The sequence below is a fragment of the Gluconobacter sp. OJB genome (assembly GCF_039638275.1).
GTDB lineage: Bacteria > Pseudomonadota > Alphaproteobacteria > Acetobacterales > Acetobacteraceae > Gluconobacter > Gluconobacter cerevisiae.
Window position 1 is genome coordinate 1,603,096 of record NZ_JBDIWH010000001.1, and the last position, 12,187, is coordinate 1,615,282.

A 12,187-nucleotide genomic window follows, 5' to 3' on the forward strand; every position below is an offset into this window, starting at 1 on the left:
TTTTTTGCCTTTCGACGTCATTTCGTCTTCATGATCCGCTCAACCAGCTCGTCATAGCGATCCAGATAATCATTCAAGCACAGTTCGGCCTCAGCATAGCGTCGGGCTTCCTGCCCCAATCGACGAGCGCTGCGGCGATCATCCAGAAGCTGCAATGTTGCTTCCGCAATTGCGTCTGAGTCCAAAAACGGCACCAGACGCCCTGTGACATCATGCGTGATGAATTCCCTGACCGGCGCTGTATCGCTCCCGATAACCGGACAACCTGTCGCCATGGCTTCACGCAGGGACCAGGACGCAACGAACGGATAGGTCAGATACAAATGAGCATCCGAACGCCGCAGCAAGGCTCGGAAATCATCGTATTCGACCTTTCCGACAAAATGCACACGATTGAGGTCCAGCTTACCCTCCAGTTCGCGCAACATGAATTCACGCCAGCTTCCACCGCCGGGAGGAAGTGTGCCGTAACTGACCCTGTCTCCCCCCACAAGAATGATCTGTGCATCCTTGCGTTCGGCCAGAATACGCGGGAGCGCACGCATGACCACATGGAACCCCCGATAAGGCTCAAGGTCCCGCGCAACATAAGTGACAAGTGCATCTTTGGGTGTGATCCGGACGCCGTTCACGACGAGATTGCGCCGTTTGGCCTGAGGCTCGGGCGAACAGAGATCCAGATTAACCCCTTCCCGCAGCAGGGAAATTTTCTCCCGCGCCCATTCAGGATAGGTTTCGCGCTGGAATTTTGTGGGGCTCTGACCATAACCGTTTGTCAGACAAAGCGCCTGCAGATTAATTGAATTCTTGACCCGCACAGCAGCTGCCAGCTCCGCAGAAGGCGGAAACTCCGGATCAAACCCTACGTCATTCTGATCTGCGTGATAGAAAAACTCGAAATATCCGAGGATCGGGCAACCGGGGAAGACATCGCACAGATTAAGAAGTTCACCCCAGCCGTGATGTCCGACAATAATATCAGGCTCATAGCCCAAGCCCTTGAGCGTGCGTGCCGCAGTTGCAACGGCTTCGGCACGGAGCAGGCCATACTCAAACTCTCTCAGATGGGGATGCGTCTCCATCGAAGGCAGGCGCGGGACGCGGTAAATGGCGCGTCTGACACCGGGAATATGGTTATTGTTCGCCTCCGAAATAAAGACGATCTCGTGACCCTGTGCGAGAAGATGACGGACAAAATGAAGAAATTGCCCGGGAAAATTCTGATGAACGAATAAGTAACGCACGTTTTCTCCGGAGCGACTGGAAATCTCCGTGAAGTCCTGTTCGCGCACGGAGAAGACAGCGAATGACAGAGACTTTCAAAGCGGCCGGGGAACAAAGGTTCCTTCCCCGGTCACTGCGTCAGGCCTCAATGGCAGTCAGGAAGCCGCGGCAGATTTGCGCTTTCTGGATGCGGCGGGTTTGGCCGGAGCATCAGCGGCTTTTGCCGCGCGGGCCTTCGGAGCAGCTTTTACAGGAGTTTCCTGTGTCTCTTTCTCAGGCACGATTTCAAGGAGGAAGGCCTCCAGCGGGGCGAGGCTTTCAGCTTCCAGCGCCTCTGACCCATCAACAGGGCCAAGACGTGTTCCATCCGTGAAGGAAGCCGTAAGGCGAACCTTCAATGTTTTCGCGGATTCGCCCTTCAGGCGAACGCGCAACCCAAGGATAGGAAGCGCCATGCCACGCGACCCACAATACTGACCGCCTTCAGCCCAAGGGGAAAGCCACCCCTTGCCGAGGACTGCCTGATATTCAATGTCAGAAGCCGGAACGCCATTTTCGGGAGCGACACTGAATCCCTCGATCCAACCCTGGCTGCCTGGAACGCCCATCCAGTGCCCGATACCACCCGTCACATCGCCACGACGTTGAATATGTGCCGAAATGTCCTTGGAAACATCCTGCTCCGCCGCAGCTTCAGCCTTTTCAACAATCGGAGACGCGGGAGCAGCCTCTGGAACAGCAGCCTGAGCAGGTGCTGTAGTCACAGGACCGGCAAGCTGTGCAACCTGCAGACGGGGTGCCGCATGGAGGCTGTCAGGCTCCTGATACGTCGTCACCAAAACAGCGGCCGGACCACGCATGACCCGCACCAGAGCAGCGCCGTTTGAACCACCGATCCAGCCATCTTCTTCAAAGGTGCTGACGGTCACGATCCCGGGAGGCGTACCCGGCGCACGCGAAATCCGGACGCCCGGCAATCCGGCAGGACCTGCAGGAGCCTGACCAGCAGCATGGAAGATGCAGAAAATTCCTGCATCCAGCACCATCATATGTGCCCCGGCCTTAAGGTCGATGACCCGGTTCTGTCGTGGTGCTTCGGCGGCGTTAGACATTCCCTACTCCCAATTGCATCCGTTCTTGCGGGCAATAATACTGGCATGTTTCTGGACTGTCACGAATGGTCGTCACAGTTGTGGACGGTATTCCGACGATATGTTGCAACAGCTTTCGACAAATACCGGTTTCTGTTCAAGCACCATAATGGACTGTTTCGATAGAAAAGGTAAACCATCCCTCACTGAAACGTCCCCCAACGCCGAATCAAGATCATGGCAAGCTGAAACGGCGGTATCCCAAGCGGTACAGCCAGACCAGTTCCGCTTCGCGCGACCCGCTCTCCCTGTGCTCCCAGATCGAAACAGACCGCCTCCAGACCACTACGCCAGACATGGCCCAGAGCATAGCACCAGGTCTCCGGCGCGATAGACGGAATCAGCCCGACATCCGGCTGCTGCTGACGGATCAGGGCCTCCACTTCGTCTTCACGATATTCACCCGTAACCCGCACTCCGAGCGACATCAGGGCATCATCATCATGCGTGTGCCCAACCAGAGAAAGCTCAATCGGCAGGCGGTGTTTCTGGATCTCGGTGGCCAGCGCCAGCAGGACATCATACCCTTTCCAACGACTGATCCCACCCACGACACAAACCCGCAGCGGCTGCCCGTATGCGGCGTGATGACCTGTCCGGATACTCTTGCGAAGCGTAGCATCATTTTCCAGTGCGACAACTTCAATGATTACGCTAGGGAAGTGCCGCCTGATCCGACGCACAGTGTCTTCAGAAGGCGCCATGAGTCTGCGGGCGCCAGACAGCTCCTGTCCTGAGCGTGCCACAAGATCAGGAACCGAAATCTCTTCTCCGAGATAACTCCCCCAGCGTGTCACACACTGTTCACATCCCGTTATGTCCGGTTCGCCACAATAACGCCCCTCCCCATCGCAGAGCGAAATACGGGGGCAAAACCAGACATGGTCGTGAATAAACACGTCATACGGCACCCCAAGCCGCTCATGTAATGTTCTGACGCAGGGTGCATGACCTATCAGATGATGCCATTCGACGACCTGGACCCGCACGACCCGAAGCACGTCCAGCAGACACGGAAGCTCCTCGGGAAGGCGGAACGTCAGGTTGGGGAAGCGCTTGTCGTCCAAAGCATCTTCCAGACAACATCCTTGTTCATGGGGGCGCAGAGCAAGCGCAAAGCCACCCTCAGCCTCGAACACCTCCGAGCGCTCACGCACCACCCGCCCTACGCCACCTCCCGCATCATGCTGCACCATCAGGATAGCAGCCCTGCCCTCGGCCACGCGGATCAGACGTGTAATATCCAAGCTACGCCGCATTGCATGCAGCGGATCGGCGTCGATAAAGCGCTTCACCAGAAGATCATAGCCGGGATGCAGGGCATTAAGGATCTTCAGATTTCGTGCGCCAAGAGACTTTCCCGCCGTCCCGAATGACACCGATCCGATATGGGCGACAAACAGTTCGGGTGCGGGGAGATGTCGAAAACCGCCCGCAGACGCCCGAAGACAAAAGTCGTTTTCCTCACCATACCCCTGACCGAACAGATCCTCCCGAAACAGACCAATCTCGGCCAGACAGTCTGCGGAAATCGCCATACAGAACCCATGAGCGGTAGGGAGATCCGGCCCGTCACAAGAGGTCTTGCCCGTTGCTTTGAATGTCTCCTGACACAGCCGGTCCAGCGCCCGCATGTCCGCAAGTGACGGAACCGGATTAGGACGATCTACGGCGGGATAGGACAGGATCGTCGCGTCATTGGAGAATGGCGTCACCGTTCCGACATTGGTGAAGGCCAACCTTGCCCGCATCCGTTCAACCCAGCCTGCTGGAACGAGCGTGTCGCTGTTGAGCAGCAGAACATCCCTTCCCTCCGCCGCCCGCATGCCGTCATTGGCGGAGATCGGAAAACCCTGGTTCTGGAAATGGCGGATCAGAACGATCCGGCCTTCCGCTGCCAGTTCATCAAGCGCTTGTGCCAGACGAGGCTCGGGGGTCGCGTCGTCTACGACGATCACCGATACATCGGCCGGGCATGTCGCCAGCACAGTGCGCAAACAGGCCATCGTCCGACGCAGATCTGCGTAAACCGGGATTACGACCGCACATCCAGGACTTACTCGGGGGCAGCACGGACGCGACTTCTTGGGTCTGACTTTCACGGGCCGCAGCCGGACCGGAAGGCCGCCCCGCCACCCCGCCGCCAGCCTCCCTACGAGCGGATCCACCGGGGCTCCCGTCAACAGACGTCCGTTTTCGTCGCGCAGTGCCAGAGGACCAGTATCGCTTTCTGGAACATTGCTGGTCGGGATATGAAAAACCTTCGTGCGGGCCAGAGGAATGTCACTGTCCACATCCTCTGCGAATGTCTCGGCCCGGAAGGAAGACCCATCCCAGAGAGTGATACGAGGGCTGTATTCAGGCTCAGCCGGAGCCCAGATCCAGCCTCTCAGGCCATCGGACGCTGCTTCAACAAAAGATTCACATCGCGTCAGGACAGCAATATCCAACGGACTGCCGAGAACATGCCGACGACCAACACGCACTTCCAAAGAGCGGGCCGAACGCCAGCCTTCCGGCAAATCGTATGTGCCGCCTTCGTTTCCCTCAATCCGTTCCTGCCCGTCCAGAAACAGTCTGAATGGTCGGGAGACTTCGATGAAAACGGTATCTGTATTGGATGCGGTCATCCAACCCGGACGTCCCGCCGCAGCAGCGATCTGTCTGGCCAGAGAATGCGTTTGCGGTGTAGCATGGAAACGCGAAAGAGCTGCCTGCATTCTGTGGATGGCCTCTTCCATGCGCTCGAGCCGCACAAGGCAGATCACCTCCAGAAACGCCGCTTCCCGCAGACCGAAATCCTGACGCAAATCCTCCATTCGCACCAGACAGTCACTGATCCGCCCGGCCGACAGGCAGGCCAGCCCGACAGACCATTTCAGATTGGGATTATGTCGGGACATCCTCTCTGCCCGCTCCAGCCAGAACAGACCCAGAGAGGTATTGCCCGTCTGAAGGGCGGCCTGTCCTCTGGCAAAAGCCTCCTGCGCTCTGCGGCTCATGGCCTCGCGCCACCGGAGCCGGTCTTCTTCGCTGACAGCCCGACCAAAGCCCGCGAATGACGCACTCAGTTTCTGTTCGCTGGATGCGGAACGGTCAGAAGACACGCAGATCAGTCATCGTCATCGGGCTGCGCTTCATCCAGAAGGGCCAGTTCTGTTTCTGCATCCTTGATATTCTGTGCTTTCGCACGTTCCAGCCAGATTCGCCCTTCAACCGGGTCCGTCACACCGGCCAGTCCACGACAGAGGTAACGCCCCAGCATCATCTGTGCCAGCCCGTTACCGCGCTGCGCGGCTTTGCGGAACCATATCTGCGCCTGAGGCCGGTTTTCGGGGATATCATGTCCCCCACCATAAAGCGCTGCCAATGAGAACATAGCGTCCACATTGCCGCTTTCAGCAGCATTCTGGTACAGCGCCAAGGCTTTCTCATGATCCCGACGTCCGTTGACGTTTCCGTCAACAAGCAGCCCGGCAACCGCAACCTGAGCCTCGGCCATGCCGGCGTCCGCAGCCTTTTCCATCCAGTACAACGCCTGTGTTGGATCGGGTTGTACGCCGCGCCCTTCAAGCAGCATTCTGCCATACCAGTACTGGGCGTTCACCACACCGTCTGCAGCTTTCTGCATCCAGCGTGCAGCCTCGCGCCCGTTCTGTTCACCAGTCACGCCCTCGGCAAAACATACGCCGAGATTGTAAGCCCCTACCAGATCGCCTTTTTCAGCCGCTTTTTCAAAACGGGCGTGCAGAGCCTGTTTTTCATCAGATGTGGCTGCGGCTCCTGCGAGGATCAGGTTTCCAAAATCAGCATCTGCATGCACATCCCCGGATTCAGAAGCGATTTTGAACCAGTGCGATGCGACATCAGGGTCTTGATGCACCCCGTTTCCGGTCAGATACAACAGCCCCAAAGCCCGCGCGGCGCCGGCGTGTTTCTGTTCTGCGGCCAGCCGATACCATTTAGATGCTTCGACGAGATTGGGCGGCAGATCTCCACCATTGGCGCACAGATCGCCAAGCAAGGCAGCAGACTGGGTGTCACCATTTGTCGCGGCCCGTTTCAACCAGGTTTCCGCACGTCCATAATGTCGGCCTATCCCGGTGCCTTCCAGAAGCATCAAGCCGTACCGGGCCTGCGCAGTAACGATATTGCGTTCTGCGGCCTGGTGGAAATAGCTGGCAGCCTTGCCGAGATCGCGCGGCACGCCCGAACCCGATTCATACATCCGGCCAAGAATATCAAACGCCGTCCCAAGACCTCCTTTCGTCGCTTCCATCAAATGACGGGCGGCAGAAGAAAGCTCCTCATCTGTCCGGGCAGTATCGAGAATGGAAAGCGCCACCCCCAGATGCCCCTGCGAACATCCGGCAGTAGCAGAACGGTCGTACCATGAACGGGCCTGCGACAGATCCCGCAGGTCTTCAGGCCCACTCGTAAGAATATAGCCCAGAAGCGCCTGTGCATCCGGAGAGCCCGCTTCCGCAGCGATTTTGGCCCAATGGAGGCCAAGATGAAAATCCGGATGTCTGGGACCAGAGGTTGGAACGTGAGAAAGATCCAGTCCATCGCGGACTGACTGAATTTCAAACCCTTCCGGAAGCCCTACCGTATAAAGCGTTGCCAGAACGAAGGCGGCTTCAGTATGCCCCGCTTGGGCAGCCTGATAGATCCAGCGGGCTCCATCTCCCAGACTGGGAGGAACGCCGATCCCATCCAGATAGGCACGCCCGACACGGAAGGAGGCTTCCCCGTCTCCAGTCGCCGCGAGGCGACTGAAAAGAGCAAATCCCTGAACCGTCTTCCCACTTTCCGTCAGACGGATCGCGTATTCCAGCTTCCCTTTTGACGAAAACAGAGCAGCAAGGCGAGATTTGAATGACATGGGCAGCACGGGTCCTGAATCACTGTCATGTTGGAACGCCCGAACTTTGCCGGGCGTTCCACTTGAGTGTTTTTAGAAACGCTCAAGTTCGTTGTTACGGCTCCCTCATACCATTCGTAAGGGCAGGCGTAAGGTTGTTGAACAGATACTGCAGTACGGTCCGTTTTCCGACGTCGATATCAGCAGTCAAAGACATGCCCGGCATAGGATGGAAGAACGAAGGCTGACCATGCAGCGTGTAACGGTCAATCCGCAAACGAACACGATAAACGCCCAACGCAGTGGAATCTTCTGAAGACGCACCTCCATTTCCACCAGCTGCACCATTCTGCGACGATGGCGTGAAAGCATCGGCACTGATGACACGAACCGTTGCTTCTGCACCCCCATACTGTTCGTAAGGAAACGTCGAGAATTTCAGGATTGCGTGGTCTCCGACCTGAACGAAACCTACGTCCTGTGACCGCATCACGGCTTCCATCTCCAGTCCGTATCCTGTGGGAACAAGGGTGATGAACTGCCCCGCAGACTGAAGAACAGAGCCGACCGATCCCTGCGCGATAGTCAGGACAATACCGTCTTCCGGAGCACGCAGAAGAACAAGATCCTGACGTAGTCGGGCTTTTTCAAATGAACTGCGATATTCCGACAGATGATGACCAGCTTCCGTCAGTTCCGAGTAAATCTTGGCCTGCCAATTCCCGATATAACCGTCACGTTCCGCCTTCATGGCGGCCAGCTTTTTCTCGGCAGAATTGGCGCTCTGCTGGGCGGATATCTCCGCGCGCTCGGCTTCCATCATTTCGGTCTGGGCACCGAGGGTTGAAAGACGGGATCCGACCTGATCAGCCTGTTCCCGCTGACGCATCTGAAGGACTTCGGACGCAACCCGCATCTTGCTGCCATACATGGCCGCATTGGCACGGTAACCCTGAATGTCGCTCTGAAGACCGGCGATCTGCTGATCGTAGTTTTCGATATGGCCCTGATATTCGGCCTTGCGGCGCAGGAATGCAGCCCCCTGCTCCACAGATGCCGGATCGTTCAGATCGACCTTGTAGTCCTGACCGGCAGCTTCTGCTTTCAGGCGGTTATATTCCGCCTGATAGGCATCGCGCTGCATCCGCATGTTCGTGATGTCAGCTTCGGTAACGGTCGGATCGAGATGGGCAAGAACCTGGCCCTTCTTCACGAAATCGCCAACCCGCACATCAATCGAACGAATAATTGCCGTTTCTAGCGGCTGCACAACAATCGTCGGCTGCGTGGAAATCAGGCGTCCAGGCGTTGAAACAACACGGTTGATCGGGAAAAATGCCATGGCGGCCAGGGACGCCATAAACAGCCCCCCGATCAGCAGGATAACGTAACGCGCTGAGGGCGTGGCCGGAAGATTGACGAGCCCGGCTGTCGGTGAGTGGAATTCCAACAGCGCCAGCGGAATATCATCAGGAGCAAACGGATCCGCGGCAGAGCGCGGAATATGCTGGTTGAAATCTTCGTCACCCTGCTGGGGCGTCCGATCATCTTTCGGAATCATGTCGGAAGAGCTCATGATTACTCTCCTTCAGTCAGTTGCCCGGCTGTGCCAGGAACGTCGTTATCTGTCATGTGCCGGTTCTGCTGAAGCCAGAGCATCCGGTAAATCTCGCAGCGTTCGAGCAGAATCTTGTGCGGTGCGATATCGACCAATTTACCCTTATCCATGACAGCGATCTGATGGCAGTTCACGAGAGAGGAAAGACGATGGGAAACAATCACCATCGTACGCCCCTTGCCGATCCGTTGCAGATTGGCGTTGACGAGCGCTTCAGATTCCGGGTCCAGAGCCGAAGTCGCCTCATCCAGGATCATCAGCTTCGGATCACTGATAACAGCGCGCGCAATCGCAAGTCTCTGTCGCTGCCCACCCGAAATATTGGTCGAGCCTTCTTCAATCCATGTGTCGTAGCCGGCAGGCATACGCTCAATGAACTCCTCAGCACCCGCAAGGCGTGCCGCCCGGATGGCATCATCGATCGTCAGACCAGGCCGACCAGCCGTAATATTGTCACGGATAGTACCACGGAACAGGAAGTTGTCCTGAAGAACAACACCAAAAGAACGCCGCAGATGGGTGAGGTTAATTTCCCGAAGATCCACCCCGTCGAGGCGCAGATAGCCGGTGTAGTTACGACTGACGCCTTGCAGAAGGCGCGTTACTGTCGATTTTCCTGACCCGGAACGTCCCACCAGACCCAGCATCGTACCGGCCGGAATATCGAACGTCACATCATTCAGGGCCTTGGTGGTCGATCCCGGATAAGAGAAATCAACATTTACGAAAGACAGCGCCCCTTTGATGACAGGACGCATTCCGGTCGTCAGCGCCTTGGTCTCCGTAGGCTGGTTCAACACTTTTCCAGCTTCGCTGAGGGAAACACTGACCTCATTGAATGCTTCCATCAGTCTGGCAAGATTGACGAGCGGACTGGCAACACGCCCACCCAGCATCATGAAGCCCATCAGCGCGCCAGCCTGAATCGAACTTGCATTTGTAAGAATCAGATAGGCACCGATCAGGATAATGCCGCGGTTGATGAAAATTTCGAATGGCATGGCAAGCGTCTGCGGCCAGCTGGCCATACGTCCGGCTGCCAGCTTCCATCGGACAACTTCGGCCGTCCGCTCATCCCATACTTCACGTCGTGTCGACTCAAGGGCCAGCGTCTTGACGGTCCGGATACCAGCGACAGTCTCGTAAAGAACAGAGCCACGCTTCATTTCTGCCAAAACCTGTCGGCCGATAACGCGCGTGACAGGAGGCAGGAAGATTACCACGATGAGACCGATACATCCGGCGGCGGCAATCGTCATCCAGGCAAGGGTAGCACTGAGGATGAACAGAACAGGAAGGATCACAACAAGCGTGAACAGATCCAGCAGGGTTGTCATCAACTGACCGGTCAGAAAGTCTCTGACCTTGAAGACGGACATGAACCGGCCCAGAATCTCACCCGTCTGTTCGCGTTCATAGAACTCGAGTGGAAGCGCGAGAAGCCTGTTAAAAGCATGCAGCGAAATTCTCGCATCCAGACGGGTAGAGAGAATCAGGGAAAGCTCACGTCGAGCGTAGGTCAGCAGAATTTCATAAAACGCGAGAATAATGACAAAGCCGCTCAGCGAAATGAGGGTCGCCATGGAGTGGTAATTCACCACCCGGTCGACGACCTGCATAACGATCAGTGCCGGAAAGATCTGAAGGATGCTCAACACCAGCGACGCAAAGGCGATGTCGCGCATGACCTTCTTTTCGCGGAGCACCATCTTGGAGAACCACAAAAGGTCGAACTTGGCGTCTGCTTCAGATTCGTCACGACGGCGTTTGACCAGCAGGACATCTCCGGTCCAGACCTGCATGAGGCGCAACTCATCGACCGGAACTGGCGCATCCCCTTCTCCACCCATCGGATCGCGGAGCCAGACCACGCCTTTTTCAGCATCAGCACGGACCATGAGGCCAGCTGATCCGTCCTTGAACATCAGGACAACAGGCGGCGCATTGCGGATCTTGATCAGGTAGCGCCACCGAAGACGCATACCCTTGGCAACGGCGCCCTGTTCATTGAGCCATCTTACCAGGGTGGCGGGGGACGGTGTGTCCTCTCCTGGCTCAGCCGCAAAATCGCGGATATCCAGTTCCAGACCGTGGTAACGGGCTGCGGCCAGGACGGCGTAAAGCCGGATGACGGTCGGACTGACTCTTCCGCCCGGGCCTGACAAGCTCTGGGTATGCTCCACGAAATGTCCTTTATGCTGTTGCTACGCCCGGGGCGAACCAAAAGGCGACACCAAGGCAGGAACGCCAGTTTATTTTCTCATGAATAGAGAAGACTCTCTTTTCCGTCACCACCCCTACAGGCCGGAACGGAAAAATACCTGACATCAGCATAGTCCAGGAGGATCAAAAACTCATTAACAGCTTTGGGAACAACATCAATTATCACGCAGGCCGCTTTATCAAAGACCCGCATAACATTAGAAAATTCGAATCCGGGTCTCGTTATTCCCGGTCAAGGCCTTTCATTCCTGCTGTTTTTATCAAGGCATTCCAGTCTTGAAGGCACGCTTTTCTTGCGCGCCCAAGACTGGAAACCCATTACTTCGTCGTATAGCCACCATTGACCAGAATTGTCTGACCAGTCATCCACCAGCCGTCCGAAACCAGGCAACGAACGATCGGGACGATATCTTCAATATCCGTCAGGCCAGTCCGGCTCAGTGACGACAGCGCGGCTGCGGTCTTGTGATAGGCCACGGCTTCAGGCGCTTCCTGACCGTAGAAGAAGGGCGTGTCCATCGGACCCGGACCAATGGCATTGACGGAAATGCCGCGACTTCCGAATTCTTTTGACGCCGCGCGTGTCACATGTTCGACGGCAGCCTTCGAGCCGGCATAGGTGGAATAGAACGGCGTATAAGCACCCAGCAGGGACGTCACGATCGTGAGCAGCTTGCCGTTATCGTTCAGATGACGTCCGGCTTCCTTGATAAAGAAATAGGCGGCTTTCGCGTTGACCGCGAACATCTCGTCATACTCGCCCTCGGATGTCTCGAGGATTGGCTTCTTAAGAACTTTTCCGGCTGTGTTGATGGCGATATCAGGCTTCCCGAAGGCTGCAACAACCTCTTCGAACAGTCTGGAATTCGCTCCGGCAGTAGTCAGATCGCCCTGAAACGCCTGTGCCTGAACACCGAGCTTCGTAAGCGCCGCCACTGTTGCGTCCGCCTCCGCTTTCGTGGCGGCGCTGTTGTAATGAATAGCGATGGCAGCCGCGCCCTGAGCGGCGAGATCCAGAGCGATCAGTCTGCCGAGATTTTTGGCGCCTCCCGTGATGAGAGCGGTTTTTCCCTTGATGCTGTGATCGGCCATGAGAGGATATCCTCG

7 protein-coding genes are annotated in these 12,187 nt (G+C 56.7%); all 7 read right to left on the minus strand.

The features are described from left to right. Nucleotides 1-17 precede the first annotated feature (17 nt). Nucleotides 18-1,244: a glycosyltransferase family 4 protein gene (locus tag ABDK74_RS07365; RefSeq protein WP_346003316.1), complete on the minus strand. Its 1,227-nt coding sequence runs from the start codon at nt 1,242-1,244 to the stop codon at nt 18-20. A 135-nt stretch (nt 1,245-1,379) separates the two neighbouring features. Next, nucleotides 1,380-2,336 (minus strand): hypothetical protein, encoded by a 957-nt coding sequence (locus ABDK74_RS07370; RefSeq protein WP_194253849.1) that lies wholly within the window; start codon nt 2,334-2,336, stop codon nt 1,380-1,382. Nucleotides 2,337-2,518: 182 nt separating this feature from the next. Beyond that, the gene (locus ABDK74_RS07375) at nt 2,519-5,482 is read right to left on the minus strand and encodes a glycosyltransferase (protein WP_346003317.1); all 2,964 of its coding nucleotides are present in this window, start codon (nt 5,480-5,482) and stop codon (nt 2,519-2,521) included. Nucleotides 5,483-5,487: 5 nt separating this feature from the next. Next, entirely contained in the window at nt 5,488-7,260 is a 1,773-nt protein-coding gene (locus ABDK74_RS07380; protein ID WP_346003318.1) for a tetratricopeptide repeat protein, read from the minus strand. A 94-nt stretch (nt 7,261-7,354) separates the two neighbouring features. Next, complete coding sequence (locus tag ABDK74_RS07385) at nt 7,355-8,815, minus strand: HlyD family type I secretion periplasmic adaptor subunit (protein ID WP_194253851.1); 1,461 nt, start codon at nt 8,813-8,815, stop codon at nt 7,355-7,357. Between the two features lie 2 nt (nt 8,816-8,817). Then, a complete protein-coding gene (locus tag ABDK74_RS07390; protein WP_346004183.1) occupies nt 8,818-10,968 on the minus strand; it encodes a peptidase domain-containing ABC transporter in 2,151 nt (716 codons plus the stop codon). 430 nt (nt 10,969-11,398) lie between these two features. Beyond that, a complete protein-coding gene (locus ABDK74_RS07395; protein ID WP_346003319.1) occupies nt 11,399-12,172 on the minus strand; it encodes an SDR family oxidoreductase in 774 nt (257 codons plus the stop codon). Nucleotides 12,173-12,187 lie beyond the last annotated feature (15 nt).